At 41.2% G+C, this 25,193-nt stretch carries 21 protein-coding genes; 3 read left to right on the forward strand and 18 right to left on the reverse strand.

The features are described from left to right. Nucleotides 1-127: 127 nt before the first annotated feature. Nucleotides 128-1,222 (reverse strand): response regulator aspartate phosphatase, encoded by a 1,095-nt coding sequence (locus ACQKKO_RS01070; RefSeq protein WP_498643455.1) that lies wholly within the window; start codon nucleotides 1,220-1,222, stop codon nucleotides 128-130. 136 nt (nucleotides 1,223-1,358) lie between these two features. Continuing rightward, nucleotides 1,359-1,688 (reverse strand): HAD family hydrolase, encoded by a 330-nt coding sequence (locus ACQKKO_RS01075; protein ID WP_498643457.1) that lies wholly within the window; start codon nucleotides 1,686-1,688, stop codon nucleotides 1,359-1,361. Nucleotides 1,689-1,854: 166 nt separating this feature from the next. Here ACQKKO_RS01075 and ACQKKO_RS01080 point away from each other — a divergent pair, with 166 nt between their 5' ends. Beyond that, a complete protein-coding gene (locus ACQKKO_RS01080) occupies nucleotides 1,855-2,310 on the forward strand; it encodes a MarR family winged helix-turn-helix transcriptional regulator (protein ID WP_498643459.1) in 456 nt (151 codons plus the stop codon). 21 nt (nucleotides 2,311-2,331) lie between these two features. After that, nucleotides 2,332-4,968, forward strand: a complete 2,637-nt coding sequence (locus ACQKKO_RS01085) for an MMPL family transporter (RefSeq protein WP_498643461.1) — start codon at nucleotides 2,332-2,334, stop codon at nucleotides 4,966-4,968. Nucleotides 4,969-5,006: 38 nt separating this feature from the next. Here ACQKKO_RS01085 and ACQKKO_RS01090 read toward each other — a convergent pair whose 3' ends face one another. The 16 genes from ACQKKO_RS01090 to ACQKKO_RS01165 form a co-directional block, all read right to left on the reverse strand. Continuing rightward, nucleotides 5,007-5,336 (reverse strand): hypothetical protein, encoded by a 330-nt coding sequence (locus ACQKKO_RS01090; RefSeq protein ID WP_498643463.1) that lies wholly within the window; start codon nucleotides 5,334-5,336, stop codon nucleotides 5,007-5,009. Between the two features lie 22 nt (nucleotides 5,337-5,358). Continuing rightward, nucleotides 5,359-5,703: a hypothetical protein gene (locus ACQKKO_RS01095; RefSeq protein WP_498643465.1), complete on the reverse strand. Its 345-nt coding sequence runs from the start codon at nucleotides 5,701-5,703 to the stop codon at nucleotides 5,359-5,361. A gap of 378 nt (nucleotides 5,704-6,081) precedes the next feature. Continuing rightward, nucleotides 6,082-7,179, reverse strand: a complete 1,098-nt coding sequence (locus tag ACQKKO_RS01100) for a substrate-binding domain-containing protein (RefSeq protein WP_498643467.1) — start codon at nucleotides 7,177-7,179, stop codon at nucleotides 6,082-6,084. A gap of 70 nt (nucleotides 7,180-7,249) precedes the next feature. After that, complete coding sequence (araA, locus tag ACQKKO_RS01105) at nucleotides 7,250-8,728, reverse strand: L-arabinose isomerase (RefSeq protein ID WP_498643469.1); 1,479 nt, start codon at nucleotides 8,726-8,728, stop codon at nucleotides 7,250-7,252. Between the two features lie 13 nt (nucleotides 8,729-8,741). Beyond that, nucleotides 8,742-10,433 carry a ribulokinase gene (locus tag ACQKKO_RS01110; RefSeq protein ID WP_498643471.1) on the reverse strand — a complete coding sequence of 564 codons (1,692 nt, stop codon included), beginning with the start codon at nucleotides 10,431-10,433 and terminating at the stop codon, nucleotides 8,742-8,744. Nucleotides 10,434-10,446: 13 nt separating this feature from the next. Next, on the reverse strand, nucleotides 10,447-11,139 hold the full coding sequence (araD, locus tag ACQKKO_RS01115; RefSeq protein WP_498643473.1) for an L-ribulose-5-phosphate 4-epimerase: 693 nt from the start codon (nucleotides 11,137-11,139) through the stop codon (nucleotides 10,447-10,449). 51 nt (nucleotides 11,140-11,190) lie between these two features. Further along, nucleotides 11,191-12,351 carry a multiple monosaccharide ABC transporter permease gene (mmsB, locus tag ACQKKO_RS01120; RefSeq protein ID WP_498643475.1) on the reverse strand — a complete coding sequence of 387 codons (1,161 nt, stop codon included), beginning with the start codon at nucleotides 12,349-12,351 and terminating at the stop codon, nucleotides 11,191-11,193. After that, a complete protein-coding gene (gene mmsA, locus ACQKKO_RS01125; protein WP_498643477.1) occupies nucleotides 12,320-13,882 on the reverse strand; it encodes a multiple monosaccharide ABC transporter ATP-binding protein in 1,563 nt (520 codons plus the stop codon). The genes mmsB and mmsA overlap by 32 nt, the downstream gene beginning before the upstream one ends. Before the next feature lie 63 nt (nucleotides 13,883-13,945). Next, nucleotides 13,946-15,028: a multiple monosaccharide ABC transporter substrate-binding protein gene (gene chvE, locus ACQKKO_RS01130; protein WP_498643479.1), complete on the reverse strand. Its 1,083-nt coding sequence runs from the start codon at nucleotides 15,026-15,028 to the stop codon at nucleotides 13,946-13,948. Nucleotides 15,029-15,339: 311 nt separating this feature from the next. Beyond that, the gene (locus tag ACQKKO_RS01135; RefSeq protein WP_498643481.1) at nucleotides 15,340-16,839 is read right to left on the reverse strand and encodes a tripartite tricarboxylate transporter permease; all 1,500 of its coding nucleotides are present in this window, start codon (nucleotides 16,837-16,839) and stop codon (nucleotides 15,340-15,342) included. Between the two features lie 12 nt (nucleotides 16,840-16,851). Continuing rightward, nucleotides 16,852-17,310 carry a tripartite tricarboxylate transporter TctB family protein gene (locus ACQKKO_RS01140; RefSeq protein ID WP_498643483.1) on the reverse strand — a complete coding sequence of 153 codons (459 nt, stop codon included), beginning with the start codon at nucleotides 17,308-17,310 and terminating at the stop codon, nucleotides 16,852-16,854. 15 nt (nucleotides 17,311-17,325) lie between these two features. After that, nucleotides 17,326-18,312 carry a tripartite tricarboxylate transporter substrate binding protein gene (locus ACQKKO_RS01145; protein ID WP_498643485.1) on the reverse strand — a complete coding sequence of 329 codons (987 nt, stop codon included), beginning with the start codon at nucleotides 18,310-18,312 and terminating at the stop codon, nucleotides 17,326-17,328. Between the two features lie 12 nt (nucleotides 18,313-18,324). Continuing rightward, nucleotides 18,325-19,494: a mandelate racemase/muconate lactonizing enzyme family protein gene (locus tag ACQKKO_RS01150; protein ID WP_498643487.1), complete on the reverse strand. Its 1,170-nt coding sequence runs from the start codon at nucleotides 19,492-19,494 to the stop codon at nucleotides 18,325-18,327. 16 nt (nucleotides 19,495-19,510) lie between these two features. After that, nucleotides 19,511-20,968 (reverse strand): alpha-ketoglutaric semialdehyde dehydrogenase GucD, encoded by a 1,458-nt coding sequence (gucD, locus tag ACQKKO_RS01155; RefSeq protein ID WP_498643489.1) that lies wholly within the window; start codon nucleotides 20,966-20,968, stop codon nucleotides 19,511-19,513. 15 nt (nucleotides 20,969-20,983) lie between these two features. Beyond that, nucleotides 20,984-21,901: a dihydrodipicolinate synthase family protein gene (locus ACQKKO_RS01160; protein ID WP_498643491.1), complete on the reverse strand. Its 918-nt coding sequence runs from the start codon at nucleotides 21,899-21,901 to the stop codon at nucleotides 20,984-20,986. 51 nt (nucleotides 21,902-21,952) lie between these two features. Continuing rightward, nucleotides 21,953-22,642, reverse strand: a complete 690-nt coding sequence (locus ACQKKO_RS01165; protein WP_498643493.1) for a GntR family transcriptional regulator — start codon at nucleotides 22,640-22,642, stop codon at nucleotides 21,953-21,955. A gap of 817 nt (nucleotides 22,643-23,459) precedes the next feature. On the opposite strand from ACQKKO_RS01165, the gene ACQKKO_RS01170 reads away from it, so the two are divergent. Further along, nucleotides 23,460-25,157: a methyl-accepting chemotaxis protein gene (locus tag ACQKKO_RS01170; RefSeq protein ID WP_498643495.1), complete on the forward strand. Its 1,698-nt coding sequence runs from the start codon at nucleotides 23,460-23,462 to the stop codon at nucleotides 25,155-25,157. Nucleotides 25,158-25,193: the final 36 nt, after the last annotated feature.

The raw sequence follows: 25,193 nt of genomic DNA on the forward strand, positions 1-25,193 counted from the left end.
GCAATGTTCAGCTTCAATCAATTATCCAACTATACCACCTTTATCTAACAATAGAAAAGTAGGTTCTAAGCTAACACTATACAATGCCACTGTGCAAACGATTAGTATTAAAGATAATTTTTTCATGTTAATCCTCCAATAATTTTAGATTTTTTGGTAAACCGTACGCTTTTCTTAAAAAGTCTAATGAGATTTGAAATTCTTTGTTTTTTTCGAAATATATTGAAATCTCTTCAGCCATCTCGTTGTATTCAAAGGTTAATTGTTGCTCTTTTAATAATTCCAATCCTTCATTCACCATATCTAGATCTTCTTTCTCATACAAACCTCTAGTTATCATACATTTAGCAATGTGTTCTCCTAACCCTAACTCTAAAGACTTCTCTTCCGCTTGATCTAATAATTGCTTAGCCTCAGTCCTTTCTCCAAGCCTATGTAAGGTGTTTGCTAGATTATATGTTGCTTGCGCCATAATAATTGCATTTAAATGGTTACCTTGCTCAAGACACAAACTTAGAAAATATTTTGCTTCTTCTAATTTATTTTGTCTTATTCTATTTAGTCCAATACCTCTTAAAATGATTGCGTGTGTTTCTGGAAATAATTTAGATCTTTCATAAATTAAATTATAATATGATTCTGCTTTAGCATACTGGTTTAATTCAGTAGCAACATATGCTAATATCATATTGCAATTTAAGAATCGTTCCTCATATTTTTTATCAGCATCAAAAATATCCAATGCCCTTTTAATATATTCAACAGCCCTAGTATAGTCATCCATTCTATAATAACAAAAGCCAAGTCTTGAATAGAATTCTCCTTTTTCATAAGGGCTATTAATACAAGGTATATATCTCTCTGCTATATGATAAAGTCTAGTAGCAGAATGATATCTTCTACTATAACACTCAAATTGCGCTGTCATGTAATAGTAAAGATATTTTAGATGTTCATCTGTTGCATCTGCTTCAGCAAATATTTTATCTACATCTTCGTTCGATAATTTTTCATCTAAGTTCCCTCTTATCATAAATTCGTGCCTTAAGCTAACTAATTTATGATGAATTAGTACTTTATCGTTCCTTACCATATTCGTAATAAGTCTATCTGTTACTTCTTTTAACTCGTTTGCTTGTTCAATATCTCTCGCTACGATACAGCTGTACCATTCCACGAGTTTTGCCCCTACAATTTCATGAGGAGTTAACGTTGTTTGCATTATCTCACCTTCTTTCACACTATGTATTATATTCATTCTCATCTTACATTTATATACTTTTAAGGAATTTCCCAACTTAACTTATGATAGTTTTTAGGTATGAGTGCTCTTTTTAGTAATTCGTAAAAAAACCTTACTAACTAAGCTTCTCTATAGCTTTCACAACCTCATCTAAATGTGCGCAATTCGTATCAATATCAGGGTTTACTTGATGTGAACCCATCAGAATCGTTCGCATCCCTAAGCTTTTTGACGGTACGATATCCTTAGTGAGATCGTCACCAATAAAGATTGCTTGTTCAGGACCCACCTTTAATTTTCCCAACCCATACAAGAATATAGCTGGGTCAGGCTTTTTGATCCCTAGCTCACCTGATGTGACGATGACATCCATATATGAAGTGATACCTAGTGAGTCGATTTTATTTCGTTGGTAGATGTCGCGACCGTTTGTGATAATCCCCATGTTGTATTGCCTCTACTTTAATTGGTTTAGCATACGCGTCAAGCCAGGAAAAGCCACACTCGCCTTTTAAAATGGACATTAAATGACCAGAAACGTTTCTCTTGCTTTTTATTTAGTATAGGGGGTAAACTATCTGCATAGATATTAGTTTAAGGGGTGAACTAGTTTGAACAAGCCTAAGCTTTCTGAGGCCATTACGCTTTTTTCTGAAATCTTATCCTATGGACAGCAGACGCTTTTTAAAGAGATCTCGTCAAAAAACCTTAAAGTACTCTCTGTTGAGCAAATTGATTTACTGAGTCTTCTTGCTTCAAGAGGTCCTTTGAACTCCACTCAAATTGCTTCGTTTCAAGGGTTGCATAAAAGTGCGATCTCTACACGTCTGAAGAAATTAGAAGAACTTGGGTTAATTACTCTGAGAAAGTCCGATGAGGATTTCAGAGTGAAATTTGCCGAGTTAACGATTGAAGGAGAAGCAGAAATACAAACATGCCAAGAATTGATGCTCGAATACTTTGGGAACCTCTTTAGTGACTTTAAAGAGGAGGATTTAACATACTTTATCAAGATGCTGGGACTGGTAAAGGATCGATTATTAACAGAGAACCCAGATCAAAAATAACGATTTAGGTGAGGAGAACGAATGAAAACCATCTTACGCTTTAAATGGGGAGTAGCCGCCGCACTTCTTGTGCTAGCTGTCTTATTATTTATCACTGCACCTCCACTTGCTGATTTAGTTGAGGAAAAAGGGTCTGTACAGCTGGACGATTCATATAGCTCCAGTCAGGCTGCGGCTATTCTTGATGCAGCAGGGGAAAATGAACAAACGATTAGTGTTGTCGTTGAGTTTGACGATACGTTATCGGGGAATGAAGATGCTGTTCAATCTTTAATCGATAACATCGAGGAACAGTCATTTGATGCGCCAATTGAAGTGTTATCACTTTTTGAATCAGATGAAATCCGTGATCAAGTGGTGTCTGAGGATGAGAGTGTTGCCTTGATCCCTATTACGATTGACGGAACAAATGATGACGTCATTACAATTGGAGATGAACTAACTGATCTATCGATTGAGAATGGCAATGTCTATGTCACTGGAGAAGCACTTTTAAACCATGATGTGGACGTCACATCACAAGAAGGCCTAGCAAAAACAGAGCTGATTACTGTGATTCTGATCTTTGTTCTCTTGCTTATTGTCTTTAGAGCCGTTGTCACGCCACTTGTCCCTTTGCTATCAGTCGGAATTACATATGTGATCAGTCAATCAATTGTTTCTTTTTTAGCAGACTGGTTTGATTTTCCGATCTCCAATTATACACAAATCTTTTTAGTGGCTGTTCTGTTTGGAATTGGAACAGATTATTGTATCTTACTACTCAGTCGCTATAAAGAGGAATTGGCTGCTGGTCATGATACGCAAACGGCAATCCTAAACACGTATCGTACAGCCGGAAAAACGTTGTTCTTTAGTGGATTAGCTGTATTTATCGGATTCGCAGCCATTGGATTTGCAGACTTTACTATCTATCAATCAGCTGTTGGTGTCGCTGTTGGTATTGCTGTATTACTACTTGTTTTATATACGTTTGTCCCATTTTTAATGGCGGTCTTAAAGCAGAAGTTATTCTGGCCATCTAAAAAAGTGGGATCGCATGCGGATAATAAACTATGGGGATGGTTAGGCAAACTGTCAATCTTCAGACCAGTGGTCTCCCTTATGATTGTAGCTGTGATTACGATTCCTTTTATCTTCATTTATAATGATGAAATTTCGTTTAATAACGTAGATGAAATTAGTGCAGATGCGGACTCTGTAAAAGGTCTACGAGTCATTGAATCTGGATTTGGAATTGGAAATGCGCTTCCGGTTCAGGTTGTTATCAATAGTGAAGAGGACCTTGTAACTCCAAACATTCTTGCCAACATCGAAGCCTTATCACGATTTGTTGCAGGGATGGATGAGGTTGATAAAGTAATCGGGATTACTCGCCCGGCTGGAGAAGAGCTTGAGGATCTGTACGTAGATCATCAGCTAGCTCAGCTCGGAGAAGGACTGGATGAAGCTGTAGATGGCACAGACCAGCTTGAGGATGGATTAACTCAAGTTTCTGACCAATTACGCCAGATTAGCGAACAGGTCTCAGGAAGCACTGGAGAGCAGTCGAACGGCTCGTTAACGGAGGCTGCAACTGGGCTTGATCAACTCAACGAACAAATTGGTGGAATCTCTCAGCAGCTTCAACAAACACAGGACGTACAAACGGCCGCTGCTCAGTTAGCTGGTATTCAAGAAGGTCTTACACAAGTAAGCACAGGTTTATCAAATGGTGCTGCAGAGCTTGAAGGAGCAAGTGCACAAGTAGGTGAGCTTTCCGGAGGATTGGTTCAACTAGCTGATGCTGTAGATGATATTTCAGATGGAGTAGCAGAGCTTCGAAATGGTTTAGAGGAATCTGCGACATTCGCAAATGAAGTTGCTTCTGCAGATTATGTTCGTGGCACAGGCGTCTACATTCCAGATGAGCTACTTACAAATGAGGACTTTGAAGAGGTCATTGACATGTATACCTTCTCAGATCGCAAGGGACTGACACTTGATGTGAATCTCAAAGCCGATCCGTACTCTATTGAAGGAATTGACGCAACACGAGAAGTCAAAGAAGCGGTTGCCCAGTTTGTACAGGGGACTCCTCTAGAAGATATGCAGATTGAGTTTGCTGGTGTATCGAGTATTAACAGTGACTTAGAAGAAATCTCGTCGGCTGACTTTACTCGTACAGTCACAATCATTATGGTTGGGCTCTTCATCACATTGATGATTTTGCTTCGCTCATGGACACAGCCGATCGTTATTATCGCTGGTCTATTGCTCGCTTACTATACCTCTCTTGGCATTGCCGAGCTTGTGTTTGTACACATCATGGGGTATGCAGGATTAAGCTGGGCTGTTCCATTCTTTGGATTTGTGATGCTTGTTGCCCTTGGGGTGGATTACTCGATCTTCTTATTCGACCGCTATCAGGAGGAAAAGAAGTTGGGTGTACGTGAAGGGTTAATGAAGTCGATGGTGAAAATGGGTTCTGTTATTATCACTGCTGCGATCATTCTCTCTGGAACGTTTGGAGCCATGATGCCGTCTGGTGTGTTATCACTTATGCAAATCGGAACGGTTGTTGTAAGTGGATTGATGCTGTTTGGGCTAGTGATCCTTCCACTGTTCATCCCGGCTGTTATTAGCTTAGGAGAAACGAAAGACAAAAACACAGAATAAAAATGAAGAAACCAGTGAGCGCATGGCTCACTGGTTTTTTAGAATGTGGAAAATGCGCTAAACGCTAATATGACAAGAAGGATATACCCAACGAAAAATAAAATCATTAAACTCTGTAGAATGATACTAATAATAGCTAATACTTTTGTTACTCCCTTAATACGTGCATAGCTAGGATGATCCACATCTTTCATCCATTTTAACGCAATAATTGATAGAATAAATCCAACGATCGCTATAGGCATGGTGCCTACAACCATGATCAGAGCTCCAAGCACGGTTGTGCTTTGTTGTTGCTCTGTTAAAGGAGAAACCGGACCATCATACCTCGTGACTTCTTGTGTTTCTACGTCTTCATATTCGGACATGTGCGATAACTTCCTTTTTCAATTAATTTGAGTTTTGAATATAAAAATAAGCAACAACAACGAATGCTGCAATGATAGCTAATATGATAAGTGTACAGCCACATCCCATGCCTCCGCCTCTACGTCGGTATCCACCACCATATCGGTCGTCGCCATAGCCACGATTCCCTCCAAACATACCCCCTCTTGAGCTTTTACTACTACTTCCAGTTGTAATTCGCTTTGTGCCTCTGGAGGATGGACGTGAAGATGGACGCCGACTGGATGACCCTCGACTTGACGAGCCTCGACTTGACGAGCCTCGACTCGAAGAACCCCTACTTGAACCTCTACTTGATGAACCTCTGCCTGATGACCTTCTCGACATGCTCCTCACCTCAATGAATTCATTTTTTGCGTGTTTCCTCACTTTGTTTTATTCACCAATATTTTCTTTTCAAACCTCTTTTTAAATTCTCTTATTAAGTAGTACGTGTGAATGCGTTGATTGGTTTCAAAAAATGGTGAATGAAATGGATAGAGAGGTAGAATTGAGAGGAGTTACAATTGGTAGATGGCTGGGGACTGGTTGGTTAATCGAGTTTGAATGCCTTGTAAGCGGGTTGCTCTTTTTTCGCGCGACTTTCTTCACTTCGTGCGCGACCTGCCCCTTTTTTGCGCGACTTTCTTCACCTTGCGCGCGGCCCTCCATCTTTTCGCGCGACTTTATTTATCCATGAGCGCGCCTATACAAAAAAAGCCCGCATCAGCGGACTCCCTTAGTTGATTGACGTTCAATCAGTTTCGGTTCATAGATAATGGATTCAATTGGTTCTGGTTGTGGCAGCCTTTGATTTTCAATTAATTGGATGATCATTTCTGCTGCTTTTTCTCCCATTGCAAGCTTGGGATGTTGAATGGTTGTGAGCTTAACTTCTGTTGCCGTTGCTAGATTTGAGTCATCAAACCCAACGATCGATATGTCATCAGGCACACTCAATTCGTGCGAACGAAGGACATCTAATAGATCCACAACAAGCTGGTCGTTGTAGGCAACAAGACCTGTTGGTTTAATCGCACGCTCTTTTAGAATGCGTTCTAGTTCAGCCTTTGGTTTGTCTTTCTTTTCTTCTGAATCATAATCGATGATATTATCCGGTGAAATTGGAAGCTGGTGGGCTCTATGTGCTTTAATATAGCCTTTTTTTCGTTTGGCCCCTTGACGGTCATCCGTTTTGAAAAAGCCTAAGATATCTGAATGACCTTGTTTAATTAAATGCTCGGTTTGCAGATAGCCACCCTTTTCATCATCCAAAATGAGACAAAGCGGATCAAGCTCATCATAAAATGCATTAATCATCACATATGGAATGTTAGCGCGTTCAAGACTGAAGTAATAATTAATATTTGGATTCGAGCGAGCACTTTTGGTTGGCTCGATGATGGCCGCATCTACTCCCAATGATAATATGCTTTCAAGCACTTTTTTCTCGGTTTCTACATTATTATTCGTACTGTATAAGCTAACCTGGTACCCTTTTTCTGCTAAGTACGGTTCTGCCCCACGAATAATGAGAGGGAAAATATAATCCGAGATATAGGTGGTGATGATCGCAATATTTTTGGGACTGTTTACAGTTAATTTCTCAATGGTTCGATCGGCACAGTATGTACCAGAACCTTGAGAGCGGTAAAGCCAACCATCCTTTACTAAGTCCCCTATGGCAATTCGGACCGTGTGACGGCTTACGCCAAACTCCTTCATAAACATACTCTCTGATCCTATTTTTTTATGAGGAATATAGGTGCCATCAAGAATACGTGACTTTACCACTTCTATAATTTTGCTATACTTTGTCTGCATATGGTTGACCTCAATTCTCTGATCACTTATACGAATAGGCTACCATACTTTGTTGATCGGAACAATTCGCTTATCTGCTGAATCTAAAGGCTAGCTCATTCCACTTCAGTTCATTCTCAATGCCTTGGATGGTTGTATGCTCGTTAATGACAACCGCCTCAATTCCAACAAGCTTTGCCCAATCGAGTAATTGCTCTGGTGAGATCTTATACGACATGACCGTATGATGCGCGCCACCAGCATGAATCCAGGCTTCGGCTGAGGTTTCAAGTGAAGGCTTTGGCTTCCAAAGTACCTTAGCCACAGGAAGTAACGGAGTCTCGTGCTCTGATGCCACAGCCGTTACTTCATTAATAACCAAACGGAATCGGTCACCTAAATGAATGAGAGATGCGACAAGCGCTTCACCTTCAATGCTGTCAAACACCATACGTGCTGGATCAGATTTTCCTCCAATGGATAGAGGGTGGACTTCAATCTTTGGTTTGCCTGAAGCGATTGTTGGACATACCTCAAGCATATGGGAACCGAGAATCATCTCGTTTCCTTCTTCAAAATGATAGGTGTAATCCTCCATGAACGATGTTTGTTCATTGTCTGCCATTAGCTTCATCAAACGCACGAGAGCAGCTGTTTTCCAATCTCCTTCTCCTCCAAATCCATAGCCTTGCTGCATTAATCGTTGAACAGCTAAACCTGGAAGCTGACTTAACCCGTGCAATGTATCAAAGTTTGTTGTAAAGCCTCCGAAGTTTCCGTCCTCCAGAAAACGTTTTAAACCAAGTTCAATACGTGCCTGCTCCTTAATAGCTTGTTTATCAGCACTCGGATCAATTTCGTATTCCTGCTCATACACTTCATATAACTGCTCAACCTCATCATCTGTAACAGATTCCACTACTTTAACAAGATCTCCAATGCCGTACCCTTGTACGGACCAGCCAAACGTTAGTTGAGCCTCAACCTTGTCTCCTTCTGTTACGGCTACCTCGTTCATGTTATCTCCAAAGCGAGCAATACGAATCGATTTGCTTTGAATGGCAGCTGCAGTTGTTTTCATCCACGTACCCATTCTCTCCTGAACGCGTTCATCAGCCCAATATCCTGCGATCACTTTTCGTGGGAGCTTCATTCTTGCACCTATAAAGCCAAATTCACGATCACCATGAGCAGATTGATTTAAATTCATGAAGTCCATATCAATGGAATCCCACGGGATCTCTCGGTTAAATTGAGTGTGCAGGTGAAGAAGCGGCTTCGTTAACAAGTTTAGTCCAGCAATCCACATTTTTGCTGGAGAAAATGTATGCATCCATGCAATGATTCCTCCACATGTATCGTCTGCATTCGCGTCCGCACAAAGCTTAGTAATACCTTCAGGATTTGTTGCGACCTCTTTTAGTTTAATGGTAAAAGATATCGCCTTACTTCCGTTTAGTGCTTCGACCATTTGCCTGGTGTGATCCTGAACCTCTTGAATCGCTTCCTCTCCGTATAGATGCTGACTCCCTGTCACAAACCAGTACTCAATCGTTTTTTGCTGTTTCATCTTGTTTTCCTCCTCAGTTATTTGTAGGTGTAGGTGCTGAGTCATTCTTGGCCTTTAAAGCTTTTAATCGTTTCATCACATCGTTCTCTCCACGACCAAAGTAATCATGAAGCGTTGAGTACTCTTCATAAAGCTTGGCATAGGTAGAGACGTTCTCAGGAATTGGTTTAAACGTCTCTTCACGTACCTGACTCATGGACGTTGCAGCATCTGTTATTGAGTCATACCCTCCATAAGCTGCTCCAGCTGCCACTGCTGCGAACATTGCAGCTCCGAGCGCAGGTGTTTGTGAAGCTGCGCTAACCTTAATTTCAACATTTGTTACATCTGCATAGATCTGCATGAGCAATTTATTCTTCTGTGGTAGCCCGCCGCATGCGTACACTTCGTTTATTTCAATTCCATTTGATTGAAAGGCATCGATAATTTTCTTTGTCCCAAAAGCTGTGGACTCGAGCAATGTTCGGTAAATCTCTTCTGGTTTTGAATGGAGAGTTAACCCTACGATTAATCCACTTAACTCCGTATCTACAAGAACCGACCGATTCCCATTCCACCAGTCAAGCGCGAGCAAGCCTGTTTCTCCAGGGGCGTATGCTGCTGCTTTTTCTTCCAGATAAGCGTGGATATTCATTCCTGCTTCCTTCGCTGCTTTTTCAACTTGTTCGGACACCCCATGTCGCACAAACCAAGCGAAAATATCTCCGACCGCTGATTGACCGGCTTCATAACCAAAGTATCCAGGGATAATTCCGTCCTCAACAACACCGCACATGCCTTCCACTTCTTTTTCTTCTTCACCAAGTACAACATGGCAGATGGACGTTCCCATTGCCATAACCAGCTTACCTGGAGTAACAACGCCAACACCTGGTGCTGCGGCATGCGCATCCACATTCCCTACTGCAACAGCTGTCCCTGGCACTAAGCCCATTTGCGCAGCCATATTCTCCGTTAGTCCACCCGCTCTTGTACCAAGTGGAACAATTTCTCCTCGAAGTTTAGTAGATGCCACCTTTTCCATGCGCGGATCAAGCGCTTTAAAAAAGTCCTCACTCGGAAAGCCATCCTGCTTATGCCATATCGCTTTGTATCCAGCTGTGCAGCTGTTACGGACAATTGAACCTGTCATTTGTGCGATGACCCAATCCGTAGCTTCAAGGAACAAGTCAGCCTCCTCATACATCTCTGGGTCTTCATTTAATACTTGCCAGATCTTTGCAATCATCCATTCAGATGAGATCTTCCCTCCGTAGCGTGCAAGGAAGGCTTCCCCGCGCTCCTCAGCAATCCGATTGATCTCATTTGCTTCATCCTGTGCTGCGTGATGCTTCCATAGCTTTAACCAGCTATGAGGACGGTCCTTTAGTTCCTCTATTAAACAAAGGGGTGTTCCTGCCTCGTCAACTGGAAGCATTGTACACGCAGTAAAATCAATACCTACACCAATCACATCTTCCGCACTCACCCCAGCTTGCTTTAATACAGCAGGCACAGAAGTTGTTAATACCTCGATATAGTCGCTTGGGTGCTGAAGCGCCCATTCTGATTCAAGTGGTTGATTGGTTGAAGGCAGCGTGCGATCAATGACCCCGTGACGATATGGAGTCACATGTTCACTCACTTCTGTTCCGTCTACTACATTCACTAATACAGCTCGTCCTGACTCCGTTCCAAAATCCAATCCAATTGTATACGTACTCATTGGTTTGCCTCCTTTAGTTTCGTTGTCCATAGTAAGCGTCTTTTCCATGCTTTCTGAGAAAATGTTTATCTAAAAGGTCCTGCTGCATATGAGTGGCATGTGGGTTAAGAGCGAGTGTGTTCGTTGCCATTTTTGCTGTTTCTTCTAACACCACTGCATTGTGCAAAGCTTCCATCGCATTCTTTCCCCAGGCAAATGGAGCGTGCGCATGGACAAGCACACCAGGCATATGGTCATAGCGTTTTTCTGCAAATGTCTCGACAATGACATTACCCGTCTCAGCTTCATAGGCACCCTTTATTTCTGCTTCTGTCATCGGTCTCGTGCATGGAATCTCTCCGTAAAAATAGTCTGCATGAGTGGTTCCAAACGCTGGAATTCCCCTCCCTGCCTGGGCCCAGCTAGTCGCATGAGGAGAATGAGTATGCACGATCCCACCAATTTCAGGGAAGGCGCGATACAACACTATATGGGTAGGTGTATCCGATGAAGGATTCAATTCACCCTCCACCACATGACCCATTAGATCAACAACAACTAAGTCTTCCTTCTTTAATACGTCATACTCAACGCCACTTGGTTTAATCACCACCAGTCCACTTTCGCGATCAATTCCACTCACGTTCCCCCATGTGAATGTAACCATGCCATGCTTTGGCAGTGCCAAATTAGCATCGAGTACTTGTTGTTTCAAATCATTCAGCATTCTCTTTCTCCTCCTATCCTTATACGTACAAGTGAGTCTAATAAGAAGCGATTACGACCGCTTCTTATTCATAATGTCAAAAGCTACTGCCGCTAATAAAACGAGACCTTTGATCGCTTGTTGCCAATCGATGCCCCATCCAAGAATGGACATTCCATTATTCATGACACCCATTACAAGTCCACCAATAACCGCACCAATGATCGATCCAACACCACCATATGCGGATGCACCTCCGATAAAACTTGCCGCAATCGCATCAAGCTCAAACAAGTTTCCTGCTCGAGGCGTGGCCGCATTAAGTCTGGCCGCAAAGATCAAACCTGACAGGGCTGCGAGCACTCCCATATTCACAAACACCATAAAGGTGACACGCTTTGTTTTTATACCAGATAGAGAGGCTGCCTTCTCGTTGCCACCTACTGCATAGATGTGACGACCGATAACTGTCTTTTTCATAACAAAAGAATAAAAGGCAATAAGTACAATCAAGAGAATAAGAATATTCGGGATTCCACGATAATCCGCTAGAATATACGTAAAAACTCCAATGACCGCTGCCATCCCAACTACTTTTAGAAGAAACAAAGATCTGGGAAGCGTCTCAAACCCATTCTTTATTTGTTTTCTTCTTGCTCGTACTTCAAGAAAGACAAGTATACCAATCAAGACGATTCCGATTACCAGTGATAACAAGTGAATAGTAGAACCATTAAACACATCTGGTAGGAATCCAGCACTTAATTGTTGAAAAGCTGGAGGAAAAGGAGCAATGGATTGTCCTTGAAGCATAATTAATGTAATCCCCCGGAAGATTAACATTCCGGCAAGCGTTACGATAAAGGCAGGTATTTTCACATAAGCAACCCAAAATCCTTGCCATGCCCCAACTATCGCACCCATCAACAAACAAAGAATAACGGTAAAGAAAGGATCCATATTCATTTGAATCATCAGAATTGCAGACAATGCACCGATAAACGCTGCAATTGAGCCAACAGAGAGATCTATATGTCCTGTGATGATGACTAATACCATACCAATAGCTAGAATGAGAATGTAGCTATTTTGCAAGATTAGATTTGTAATATTCAAAGGCTGTAAAAGAACGCCGTCTGTTAGAATTTGAAACAGCAGCATAATAAGAAGCAACGCAAAGGTCATACTATATTGCCTTATATTAGTTTGGACGATCTTCAGAAATGTCTTCATGGAAAGCCACCTCCCGTGTCATCAGCCTCATTAAATCCTCCTGGTTTAAATATTCTCCTTGAACCTCACCAGTGATTCTTCCTTTATTCATGGCATATACTCGACTACACATTCCGATTAACTCTGGTAACTCCGAGGAAATGATGAGAATTCCCTTCCCTTTTTGAGCTAGTTCTTGAATGATCGTATAAATCTCATATTTTGCTCCCACATCAATGCCTCGTGTCGGTTCATCTAGTATTAAAACGTCCGGATCAGAAAGAATCCATTTACTTAAAACGACCTTCTGTTGATTCCCACCACTCAAATTTCCTGTTTCCTGTTGGATGGAAGGTGTTTTGATGTTCATTTTCTTTCGATAGTCTTCTGCCACTTTTACTTCTTCTGTTCCATTAATCAGGGTTTTGTTAGACAATTTGTTTAAGCTTGCGAGCGAAATGTTCTCTTTTACATCGTTCATTAAAATGAGGCCATATGATTTCCGATCCTCTGTTGCATAGGCTAATCCCGATTGAATGGCTTCACTGACTGAAGAAAAAGAAGTAGGTTCGTTGTTTAAAAGGAGCTCGCCACTTATCTTGGACCCGTACGATCCACCAAACAGACTCATGGCGAGTTCCGTACGCCCCGCCCCCATTAATCCTGCAATGCCAACAATTTCCCCTCTCTTCACATGAAACGAAGCATCAAAGATGATCTGACGTTCACGCTGAATCGGATGAAAAACATTCCAATCCCTAACCTCTAGAATGGTTTCACCAGGTGCCCCTGAGTACTCAGGGTAACGGCTCGAAAGACTTCTTCCCACCATTCCGCGAATGATTCGATCCTCATTCACTTCATCTTTTTTCACATCAAGTGTTTCTATGGTTTGCCCATCGCGAATAATGGTCACTTGATCGGCAATTTGTTTAATTTCATTTAACTTGTGTGAAATAATAATCGAGGTAATTCCTTCTTGCTTAAGCTCGAGCAGAAGCCTTAATAAGTTTTGGCTATCTGTTTCATTAAGCGAAGCGGTCGGTTCATCTAAAATGAGAAGCCGAACGTCCTTTGCTAGAGCTTTGGCAATCTCCACTAACTGTTGCTTCCCGACACCAATATGCTTAATCTTGGTCTGTACGGGTTCTAGCAGGTTCACTCGTTTAAGCAGCTCTTCAGCTACCTTACTTGTTAAATCCCAATCAATTAATCCGTAACGACCGCGCTCATTTCCTAGAAAGATATTTTCAGAGATTGAAAGCTCGGAGATAAGAGCCAGCTCTTGGTGGATGATCGCAATCCCTTTTTCCTCACTCTGTCTTACGTCCTTAAACTGGCAAGGCTCGTCTTGAAAATAAATGTCACCCTCATAGCTTCCGTGCGCATAGACACCACTTAATACTTTCATTAATGTCGACTTACCTGCTCCGTTCTCACCACATAAGGCGTGAATATCACCTTGTTTCACTTGGAGATTCACATGATCAAGTGCTTTTACACCAGGAAACTGCTTAGTGATATTCTTCATATCTAGAAGAATGTTGGACATGTCCCTCTCTCCCTTTTCTGAGTGAGCGGTTCTACTTTGCTAGAACCGCTCAACGAGTAGGTGTTAATTAAGCTGGTCTTCTGTGTAATAGTCACTTTCAATTAGAATTTCTTCGTAGTTATCGATATCTACTACAACAGGGGACTCCAAGAATGATGGGACAACCTTTACATTGTTGTCGTACGTATCAGTGTCATTTACCTCAGGTTCCTCATTGTTCAGAACGGACTCAGTCATCTCGACCGCTTTCTCAGCTAAGACCCTTGTATCTTTAAACACGGTCATTGACTGTTCGCCAGCAATGATGGCATTAACGGATGGGATATCTGCATCTTGACCTGTAATAATTGGCATATCATCTGATGTGTATCCTACGCTTTTTAAGGAAGCAAGAACGCCTATACTTAGAAGATCTGCCGGTGCTAAAACAGCGTGTAATTCTTCACCCCCACCATAATTTGAGCTTAATAGATTATCCATTCGACTTTGGGCTGTTGCGCCGTCCCATCGTAAAATAGAAATTTGGTTAAAATCAGTTTGCCCACTGCCCACAACTAATTTCCCTTCATCTAAATATGGTTGAAGCACAGACATGGCACCATTAAAGAAGAAATGAGCATTGTTGTCATCAGGTGAACCTGCAAACAATTCAATGTTAAAAGGACCTGCTTCATTCTCTAAATCGAGCTGGTCAACAATGTACTGACCTTGCATAACGCCAACCTCAAAATTATCAAAGGTTGCATAGTAATCAACATGCTCGGAATTCATGATTAACCGGTCATATGAAATCACTGGGATTTCTTCTGCATTAGCGCTTTCGAGTACACTTGTAAGTGCTTCTCCATCAACTGCAGCAATAACTAAAGCATCCACGCCTAACGTAATCATGTTCTCAATTTGAGATACTTGGTTTTCAACAACATCCTCAGCATACTGAAGCTCGGTTTTATACCCTAATTCTTCAAAGTAGCTGACCATGTTGTCCCCATCTGCAATCCAGCGCTCTGAAGATTGCGTGGGCATGGAAATACCAACCGTTAATTCTTCTTCACCACCACCGTCTCCACCAGAGCTTCCCTCAGAACATGCAGTTACCATAAGTCCACCGACTACAACTAACCCTACTAAGCCCAGCTTTTTCATAAAAACTCATCCCCCTAATTGGTTATCCTCAAAATGATAGCGCTATCATTTATACGGACGTTATCGACTTCATTTTCGATCGGATCGGTTCTTAATTAAACTAGTACGTACAACTAATATAAATCGATTAGGCAAAAATTACAATAATATCACCTAACTTTTTTTCGACATGTCTCCAAAAACAAGCTTAATCAAGAGATTTTATGAAGGGGTAGAGAAAGTTATTCCATTGTCGCTGTAGAAAAAACCCAATGAATCTGTAGCCTGACAGATTCATTGGGCCTCTCACATATAGTTCTTCGATCTTTTGCTTACACATTAAGCGTATTTTCTGTATTCTTTCCTCTTTTATCTTTGATCTCACCTATAAGGGTAAAGGCCACACATGCAATTCCGGCCAGAATAAATATGGCGGAGATTGGGTTTGTGAAGAAATCAGCTGCATTTCCTGATGTCATGAGCGCTCTTCTCATATACGTTTCGAGTAATGGTCCAAGAATAAATCCGAGGATCATTGGAGCTATCGGAAAGCCGTTTCGAACAAGGAAAAAACCAATCACTCCAAAGAAAATCATTACCCACATATCAAAGATTGAACTGTTAGTTGTGTATGCGCCGACAATGGTTAATACAAGAATAATTGGAAATAGATAATGCTTTGGTACGGTTAATACACGTGTAAACCACTTCATGGCAAAGAGCTGATAAAGGAGAACGAAGATTAGTGCTACAAAAAAGGCGATAAAGACGACATTAACAATGTGTGGATTACTAGTGAAAAAGAGTGGTCCTGGCTGAAGCCCGTGAATCATAAATCCCCCAAGCAAAATGGCGGTAACCGTATCACCTGGAATCCCTAAAGACAACATTGGAATAAGTGAACCACCTACACTCGCAGAGTTTGATGATTCTGATGCATAAATGCCTTCAGGTGCCCCTTTTCCAAATTGGTTAGCATTTTTTGATGCCTGCTTCGCTTGAGCGTAGGCCACAAGGTTTGATGTTCCACTACCAAGACCAGGTAGGATCCCAAATGCAATACCTATGGCGGAAGATCGTAGCAGGTTCCAGCCATTCTTTATAATTTCCTTCAGCGAAAAAGCAAAGCCCTTTGCATTGAAGTTAATTTTTTGACTCTGAGAATCTCCTAAAATTTCAATCATGATCTGCGAGATGGCAAAAAGACCCATGATTAAAGGTAGTAATTCAACTCCGCCTTTAAGCTCAAGAATACCTAAAGTGTAGCGTTGCAGACCGTCAATTGGAGCAAATCCGACAAGGCCAGCTGCCAGACCCAGAAAACCAGCCGTAATTCCTTTTAGCATACTCCCTTTAGATAAGACGGCCACGAGTGATAAGGCAAAGAAGATAAGGGCAAAGAATTCAAACGGTCCCATTTTTACGGCAAGTCGTGAAATCACTGGAGAAATCGTGATGAGCGCGATAAAACTGAGGGCTCCTCCAATTAAGGATGCCATCACTCCAATCCCTAGTGCTCGTAAGGGTTCCCCACTTTTAGACATAGGAAATGCATCAAATGTTGTCGCAATGGAAGAAGGCGTACCAGGAATCCCTAATAGAGTAGAAGCCACAAGCCCACCAGATACACCTCCTAAGTGAAGGCATATTAAAAAGGCAATGCCAGGCACAGGATCCATGCCAAACGTAAACGGAACAAATAGGGCCATTCCCATTGTTGAGGTAAGACCCGGAATGGTTCCAAAGATAAGGCCAATTAACACTCCTAGTGCCATAAGAAGGATCACAAAAGGAGTTAATGTTTCAGATAAACTTTGGATTAATACATCCATTTTGCTCCTCCTTTACAGAAAACCTGAGGGTAAGATGACATTTAGAAGGGTAGAAAATACAACATAAATGATAACGGTTACAATTGTGCTGCTTATAAGACTTTTTATAATTGTCGTTTTGTTCTTCTCTTTCGTTAAATACCAAGTCAGAAAAGTCAGAAATAAAAAAGTACTAATGAGGTAACCCAAGAAATTGAAAACAATCGCGTAAATCACAAGTGCAATAAAACTCACAATCATCCGTTTACTATTATCGTTTAACTTAAACGTTACTTTCTTGGCTGATTCGTTTTTGTACAAAATGAGACCAACTCCACATCCGATCAAACCGATTGAAACAATTTGAGGTAACAGTTTCGGACCAGGGTCATCTACCAGCATCAAGAAAGACATGTTTAACGTATTTAAAAACATCAGTAGACCTACTAGAGTTATGGTTATTCCCATCAAACGTTCTTGTGTAAGATTCATCCCGATCACGCCTTATCATTGATTATCTGAAAAAAGTTCATCAGCGATGAGTTGTGCTTTTTCTAGCTCTTCTTTAGCAAATTGAGTCGCTTCTTCTGAATTCATTAATGTGTGCGTTTGAAAAGTTTTTTGTAATTCATCCAGGTATTCTTCATCTTGTGCCAGCTTTTCAGTCGCTTCATTCCACTGTTCAACAATCTCAGGCGGCATGTCACCTGGACCATACAATGAATGAACAATCGGAAACTGTACATCATATCCTTGTTCAACTGTTGTCTGTAGCTCAGGCGCAAGTTCATCCCGCTCAGCCGCAAGTACTCCTAGTGCTCTAAAGTCACCAGACTCAATATAATTCAACACATTCCCGACCCCGGTAACAGCCACATCGATTTGCCCACCTAAGAGTCCGGTCATCCGGTCCGATTCACTTCCTACATCAAGAATTTTGATTTCAGATCCTGATTCAATTCCAAGAAGCTCCCCCATAAAGTGAGTGGTCCCACCTATTTGTGAACCATATATGACTTCATTTGGATGATCCTTAGCAAAGGTGACTAAATCATCGAGTGTCTCGTATGGAGAATTTGCACTTACTACAAATACTTGATTAACGGAAGAGAATGTACCGATCGCCGTTAATTCCTCGGTACTATACTCAAGCTGCCCAACTGCATGACCCGTGTGAAGCGCCTGATGATTAAAAAGAAGACTGTATCCAGCCTTATCAGAGGCTCGAACGTTTTCAAAAGCGAGAGCACCACCAGCTGTGGCCTGGTTCACCACAACCATGTCTTCTCCTAGGTATTTAGGTAGATGCTTTGCCATGACTCGGGCTGCAGTATCCGTTTGCCCACCTGGACTTGCTGGTACGTAAATTTCAATTGTTTGATTTGGATAGTTGGCGATATCAGCCTCTGTTGCCTGTTTCCCTTCAGAAGAGGAACAGGCAGCGAGGAACAGAAGACCCATTCCAAGTACTGCCACACCCCCGTGCTTCCGCATGAGTTTCCCTCCCTATCCTCTTGTTTGGGATGTTCTGTCCTGTAGTTGGTGTACAGAGACATCACCCCAGCTTAAATCAGGAACTCGATACTTCTCAATCTTATTCCAATCTAGATCTACACCGATTCCGGCAATCTTTCTGTCTGGTAGACGGAGGAATCCATTCTCGTACTGAATTTTGTCCGTGACAATATCATCAATATATAGCTCTGGACCTGTTGGGTCAGATGTATAATTCAAATGTGGGAGAGCGCTTCCAAAGTGAGCCATTGCAGATGTTCCAATTGAAAGCTCTTGCGTCGTTCCAATTAGGACGCTTTTTCCAGCCACTTCAGCCGCATACGCTGCTTTTCTAGCTGCTGTCAGCCCACCGATAAACACTGGAGCAATATTAAAGATATCAACGGAATCCTTTTTAATCATTTCATATTGCTGTCTTGGGCTCCATACGTGTTCACTTACAGGAAACTCACATTGAAGTCTAAAGTGACTTAACCCTTCAAAGTCATTCCAGAACGCTGGACTTTCTACCAATTCAAAGTGATATTTAGAAAGACGTTTGGTGGCTCTGAGCGCATCCTTCCAATCTAGCAAATGGCTAAAATCTAAGGATTTGATTGTTACTTTGCCAGCAAATTCAGAATAGACACGATCCAGGAAGGCTTCGTCTGCATCTACGTTTTTCCCAACATAAAGGCGGAACGTATCAAATCCTTGTTCAAGTCTGTTTCTTACAATGTCAATGTTCTCATCCACTTCATCCATAAAACGATGGCGGAAAATAGGATAGCACACTTTAATTTTCTCACGTTGGCGTCCGCCTAATAGATCAGACATGGACACTCCTAAGAATTTTGAACACACATCATACAGAGCGGTATCTACACCGTTTCGGATAAAGCTCCCTTTTTCATAATAATAAAGCGCTTGCGGGAAATTCAGATCAAGCTCACGATTGATATCTGCTGTATCAAACGGATTTTTACCAATCAAAATGGAATCAAGTGTAGCTTCTAGATCTTTCATATCTACTGAATAACGAGGAAGATGAGAAAAATCGGACATTTCGCCGATTCCCACCGCTCCTTCATCTGTCTCCAGCTGCACAATTACGTGTTTATTCACAAATCCAGTATGGCGTGGAACCCCAACTGCAGTAAGCTTTACTTTTGAAATCTTCATTATATATCCCCCTCATTTATCCTTTGATAAAAACGGTTTTTACTTCTGTAAAGAATTCAATGGCAGCTGTTCCTTGCTCACGAGAGTGCGAGCTTGATTGCTTCATTCCACCAAATGGTGCTTGCAGTTCAACTCCAGCACTTTCCGCATTAATACGGACAAGTCCTGCATCAATATCTTCGATGAATGTCATCATCCGAGCTATGTTTGTTGTAAAGATCGATGCACTTAAACCAAATTTCGTATCGTTTGCCACTTCAATCGCTTGTTCTAGACCATCAACTTTAATTAAAGCTAGGACCGGTCCAAAAATCTCTTCTTGAGCGATACTCATCTTTGTATCGACTTCACCAAAGATTGCAGGCTCTACATAATACCCGTCTCCTAGCTCTCCATCCTCTAGGCGACGACCTCCAAAAAGAAGATTCGCTCCTTCTTCCTTCCCTTTCTCAATGTAAGAAAGTACAGTATCAAGCTGCCCTTTACTGACACTTGGTCCCATCCATGTATCAGAGTCGAGCCCGTCCCCTACTTTTAATTCACTCACTTTTGCGACTAATTTATCTTTAAATGTTTCATAGACTGCTTGATCGACAATGACACGGCTTGTGGCTGTACACTTTTGTCCTGTTGATTTCAGTCCTCCACTTATCGTTGCATCTACGGCCAAATCCAAGTCCGCATCATCTGCTACGATAACAGGATTTTTTCCACCCATTTCAAGCTGGTACTTTCCGCCTCTGGCAAGAACAGCTTGGCCTACCTGCTGCCCAACACCGTCTGAACCCGTGAATGTAACGCCATCTACTTGCTTGTGATCAGCAAGTCCTTGACCAATAATGGCACCCGAGCCAGTAATATAGTTTACGACTCCTTCAGGAAATCCAGCTTCAGCAAAGCATTCTACAACTTTAGCTGCTGTAATAGAAGCCTCTGATGCTGGTTTAAGAACGACCGTGTTCCCATAGATTAATGCTGGCGCCATCTTCCAAATCGGAATCGCTACCGGGAAGTTCCAAGGCGTAATGACACCTACAACGCCAAGCGCCTTACGTGTTGTAAACATAAAGGCGTCAGCATCGGTTGAAGGAATGACATCTCCAACCTTACGCAACCCCTCACCAGCATAATACCTTAGAATCGCTACTCCACGAGCAGTTTCGCCTTTTGCCTCTGGAAGAGTTTTACCCATTTCTTTGGTCATAACCTCAGCTACTTCATCTGTTCTTGCTTCAAGGATATCAGCGACTTTATACAAATACGCGCCACGCGCAGCACCGGTTAGCTTACGCCAAGTCTTTAGAGCCATTGCAGCTGATTGTACGGCTTGATTCAGATCCTCCGCCGTTGATTTTTGGAACCGCCCGACCACTTCATTTGCACGAGCCGGATTCACACTTTCTCCAACTTCTCCGGACGACCCTTGTACCCACTCACCATTAATAAAATTGCTGTACGTTACTGCTTCTGACATGTTCCACACCATCCTTTATGAATTTTGAGTTGTTTTTAAACCCCATGTTTCAAGTAATGCTTCGACTTCTGCATGATCCGATTCATTTAAGGCTGCAACAGGCTCACGTGTTTTACCAGCCGTTAAACCAACTGCTTCCATCGCCTCTTTAATTACAACCACATTATTCCCGTTATTATATTTGGCACGTAAGTCTTCAAATGGAAGCACATGCTCCCATACATCCCAAGCTGCTTCTGTATTATTCGCTCTAAGCGCCTCTAGCAACTCAAATGATTTACTAGGCAGAATGTTGACTAATCCTGAAGTAAAGCCAACCGCTCCTGCATTCCAGTAGTAAGGCGCCCACTTTTCAGCTGTTCCACAAATCCAAGCAACGTTATGTGAGACCGGTACTTCACGTACAAGTTTCGTAAAGCGTGGCAAGTCATTGATTGCATATTTCACACCAACAAGTTTGTCGAGAGACGCAAGTTCCTTTAAGACATCATCTGATACATTAGGATCTTTAAAATAAACAATTGCTGGCAAATCAACTTGCTCAATGATGGAGCGGAAGTAATTAGCTGCTCCTTTAGAAGTAATATACGGATGGACAGGCATATGAATCATAATCGCATCTGCACCCGCATCTTTGGCGAAGTTTCCAAGTTCCACGGCCGTTGGTACAGCATATCCAACACCAGCAACAACGAGTGCTCGACCATTTACATACTCCACGACTCTCCTGGTCTCTTCTTTTGCTTCTTCAATTGATAAAGCGTAGAACTCACTTGTGTTTCCACATGGCACAACGACTTCAAGTTTATTCTCCATTAAGAACTCAATATTTTCCTTAACCCCATCCCAGTTCACGCTAAAATCATCATGAAAAGCAGTAATTGGAATCGCAGAAATCGTCTCTAACTTTTTGGCGAATGCTGTATAATCCATGTCGTCCTCCTTTTGTATGCGTTATCATTTTATTTAATAGAAGCAAAGCCCCTATTGTTCCTTTTGATGAGACAGAATAAATTCTGTTGTTCGTAAAATATGCTGCTTCATTAATTTCTCAGCAAGATCTCCATCTCGACTTTTAATAGCTTGAAAAATCGCTGAATGCTCTTCATATCCCTCTATAATTTCTTTCTGATAGGAAAGAGCACGTTTTCGGAAGGCTTGGTCAAATGCTTTCACGTTGTTTAGCATGTTCTTAATCATTGCATTCTCTGCATAGTGTACAATCATCTCGTGAAAGGCTGTATTGTGCTGCACTAACGCTTCTGCATCCTCGTCTTCTTTTAGTTCCTTCATTGTGTTAATTTGTTCCTCTAACAACGCTAGCTCTGAGTCCTTCATTTTCATAGCAGCTAATCGACAACAAAGTCCTTCAATTGATGCACGGAGCAATAGAATTTCCTCAATTGACGTATTGGCGTATTCTGATACATAGGTTCCTTTTCGCGGAATGGTCTGGACAAAGCCTTCATTTCCAAGAATCCGAAAAGCCTCTTTAATCGGTGTTGTGCTAATACCCATTAACTGAGATAGCTCACGTTCTTTTAAATGATCTCCAGGCAAAAAGTATCCACTAACAATCGCCTCTTTGATTTTTTCTACCGCAATTTCGCGTAAGGATTTAACACTTTCAACTCCTGAACTAAAAAAGTCCGCGGTATCCATCTGCTTTTTCATGATGACTCCTCCAATGATATCTGATATATCAAATACTATCGACGAAGTCTGCACCTGTCAACGTCTTATAAATATCTTATTTAGCTAAGAAATAATAAATCTATCTGATATATCAGATATTATATTTATCATAGTTCTGTTCATAAGGTGTGTCAATACATAAACAAAAAAGATTATGCGCTTACACTGAATCACCTTTTCGCTTATAGTGAAGGAAGTTGTATTAAAAGGAGTGGCAACATGACGTTCTTACTTATTTTTACCGGTCTCATCTGTTTCATTGGACTTATTGTTACGATTGTTTATGTCAATATAGTCGACCAGAATTACAGTAGTGAAAAAAGCTTTCGAAACCTGTCCTGGATTTATCTATTGCTCATTCCTATTTCGATACTGATAGTTATTGGATTGGCTTATTTGTTTTTGTCTTAACGAAAATATAAAGCTGAAAGTATCACAATGGCGCTCCGGGAAAAATTCAAGGCAGCAGATATACCTATTTTAAGTCCTGTATCCGTTTTAAAGCACATGTACAGGACTTTTTAGTATGCATAAATATCTTTCCCTTTAATTCACCTAATATGGTCAGTTGCTTTCCTATGTATGTTACCCTTCCTGAGAATTATTAAGGTAGCACCACACACTCTAAACATAATACATAAAAAGGATGATCCTACACTTATCTTTCACTTGAGTTAAACATAGAATTTTATGTATTCTATATCTCCATTTTTTCAAAAAATTTATAGTGAAATATTTTCATTTCTGGTCGGTATATTTTTAGGTAGAATATCTAATGAACTAGAGGAGAAAAGATATGGGATTATTCAAAAATAAAGGACTTTCGTTTAAGATTAACGCTTTAGTGTTATCACTGCTAGTTGTTTTTGGAAGTGTATTGGGTCTAGTTGTATATAAATTGGTTACTGACGGAATAAAAGAAATGGCCTTAGAAAAGGCTCATTCAGATCTTTTGTTATCTTTCTATGCCATTGACAAAGAGATTTCAGGAAATTGGCAAATTATAGATGGAAACCTTTATAAGGGAGAAACGGTCCTGAATGATAACTTTGAATTAGTTGATCAAATCGCCGAGATGACTGGAGGTACTGTCACTATTTTTCAAGATGATACTAGAGTTGCAACGAATGTTGAAGTGAATGGAGAGCGGGCTGTTTCAACACAAGCTTCAAATGAAGTTGTACAAGCTGTACTTAAAGATGGAGACACCTATTTCGGAGAGGCCGATGTGGCAGGAGTGATGACACAAACTGCTTACAAACCGATTCTAAATCAAGATGAAGAAATTATAGGGATGTGGTATACAGGAGTTTCTCAACGATTAGTAGATCAGACCATCTCGTCAATACTATCTACTTTGAGCATACTTGTCGTATCAGGCGTTGTACTTGCTACACTTTTTGTAATCGGGTTTACAGCTCGATTAAAAAGAAGATTGAATCAAGTTGGTCATGCACTAGAAAATGCTGGTCAAGGCACACTTACAATTTCACTTCAAGATTCTGTTAATGATGAAGTTGGTCAATTATCTACGTATTATGAACAAATGAGGCTTAATCTTAGTGCGCTTGTTAAGGATGTAGTAATTAAATCCGAACAAATAGCCTCTTCTTCTAACCAGTTATCAGCGGGAGCGGACCAAACGAACCAAGCTGCCGAGGAAATTACACAGGTCATTCAAGAAGTGGCCGCTGGTTCAGAGATCCAAATGAGGCAGACTCACCAGGCTACAAGTTCTGCTGAGAATATCGAACAAAGAGTTCAATCCATACAAGACCTCGTAAGTGACGTAGATCATAGTTCTAAACGAACGAACGAAAAAGCAGAGAATGGACTTAAGATCGTAAATGATAGCTTATCACAAATGAAATTAATAGAAACTAAGATGGGTGAAGTTTCAACTGTCATTGAACAATTGGGAAGTCAGTCTACAGAGATTAGCAAGATGATTTTATTAGTTACCGAAGTTGCAGAGCAAACTAGCTTGTTGGCTTTAAACGCATCAATAGAGGCAGCACGAGCTGGAGAACAAGGAAAAGGATTCGCTGTTGTTGCTTCTGAAGTAAGGAAACTAGCTGAAAGATCTCAAGTAACTGCTAGCCATATTAAACAACTGACAGAACGCATTAACAGTCAAATAAACCTTTCCATTCAAACATTTAGTGACGTAACTACAGCAGTGAATGGTGGTATGAGTTTAGTAGATCGCGCAGGTATTGAATTCACTGAAATTACTGGATCTGTAAATAAAGTTTCCATTCAAATAGATGAGGTTTCTCAATCATTTGTATATGTTAAAGAACACATAGCAGATATGGTCGATAAAATCGAAGTCGCATCAAAATTAGCTACCGATGCAGCTAGCCATTCACAACAAGTTGCAGCAGCAACTGAAGAGCAGAGTGCTTCAATGGAGGAAGTTGCGAGTGCGTCAACTTATTTAACTAATATTGCAGGAGACTTACAAAACTCTGTGAATAAATTTAAACTTTAGAATTCATACGAACATATAACGTAAGCAGATGATAAA

This window comes from Alkalihalobacillus sp. NPDC127517 (assembly GCF_050276055.1).
Classification (GTDB): domain Bacteria; phylum Bacillota; class Bacilli; order Bacillales; family Bacillaceae_D; genus Alkalicoccobacillus.

Excerpts from the sequence above, each read along its gene's own strand:
- araD (WP_498643473.1), bottom strand. The coding sequence starts at position 11,139 with ATGCTGAATGATTTGAAACAACAAGTACTCGATGCTAATTTGGCACTG.
- ACQKKO_RS01110 (WP_498643471.1), bottom strand. The coding sequence starts at position 10,433 with ATGAGTACGTATACAATTGGATTGGATTTTGGAACGGAGTCAGGACGA.
- ACQKKO_RS01160 (WP_498643491.1), bottom strand. The coding sequence starts at position 21,901 with ATGGATTATACAGCATTCGCCAAAAAGTTAGAGACGATTTCTGCGATT.
- ACQKKO_RS01070 (WP_498643455.1), bottom strand. The coding sequence starts at position 1,222 with ATGCAAACAACGTTAACTCCTCATGAAATTGTAGGGGCAAAACTCGTG.
- ACQKKO_RS01100 (WP_498643467.1), bottom strand. The coding sequence starts at position 7,179 with ATGCAGACAAAGTATAGCAAAATTATAGAAGTGGTAAAGTCACGTATT.
- ACQKKO_RS01145 (WP_498643485.1), bottom strand. The coding sequence starts at position 18,312 with ATGCGGAAGCACGGGGGTGTGGCAGTACTTGGAATGGGTCTTCTGTTC.
- mmsA (WP_498643477.1), bottom strand. The coding sequence starts at position 13,882 with ATGTCCAACATTCTTCTAGATATGAAGAATATCACTAAGCAGTTTCCT.
- gucD (WP_498643489.1), bottom strand. The coding sequence starts at position 20,968 with ATGTCAGAAGCAGTAACGTACAGCAATTTTATTAATGGTGAGTGGGTA.
- ACQKKO_RS01140 (WP_498643483.1), bottom strand. The coding sequence starts at position 17,310 with ATGAATCTTACACAAGAACGTTTGATGGGAATAACCATAACTCTAGTA.
- ACQKKO_RS01090 (WP_498643463.1), bottom strand. The coding sequence starts at position 5,336 with ATGTCCGAATATGAAGACGTAGAAACACAAGAAGTCACGAGGTATGAT.
- ACQKKO_RS01075 (WP_498643457.1), bottom strand. The coding sequence starts at position 1,688 with ATGGGGATTATCACAAACGGTCGCGACATCTACCAACGAAATAAAATC.
- ACQKKO_RS01135 (WP_498643481.1), bottom strand. The coding sequence starts at position 16,839 with ATGGATGTATTAATCCAAAGTTTATCTGAAACATTAACTCCTTTTGTG.
- araA (WP_498643469.1), bottom strand. The coding sequence starts at position 8,728 with ATGAAACAGCAAAAAACGATTGAGTACTGGTTTGTGACAGGGAGTCAG.
- ACQKKO_RS01095 (WP_498643465.1), bottom strand. The coding sequence starts at position 5,703 with ATGTCGAGAAGGTCATCAGGCAGAGGTTCATCAAGTAGAGGTTCAAGT.
- ACQKKO_RS01170 (WP_498643495.1), top strand. The coding sequence starts at position 23,460 with ATGGGATTATTCAAAAATAAAGGACTTTCGTTTAAGATTAACGCTTTA.
- ACQKKO_RS01165 (WP_498643493.1), bottom strand. The coding sequence starts at position 22,642 with ATGAAAAAGCAGATGGATACCGCGGACTTTTTTAGTTCAGGAGTTGAA.
- ACQKKO_RS01085 (WP_498643461.1), top strand. The coding sequence starts at position 2,332 with ATGAAAACCATCTTACGCTTTAAATGGGGAGTAGCCGCCGCACTTCTT.
- mmsB (WP_498643475.1), bottom strand. The coding sequence starts at position 12,351 with ATGAAGACATTTCTGAAGATCGTCCAAACTAATATAAGGCAATATAGT.
- chvE (WP_498643479.1), bottom strand. The coding sequence starts at position 15,028 with ATGAAAAAGCTGGGCTTAGTAGGGTTAGTTGTAGTCGGTGGACTTATG.
- ACQKKO_RS01150 (WP_498643487.1), bottom strand. The coding sequence starts at position 19,494 with ATGAAGATTTCAAAAGTAAAGCTTACTGCAGTTGGGGTTCCACGCCAT.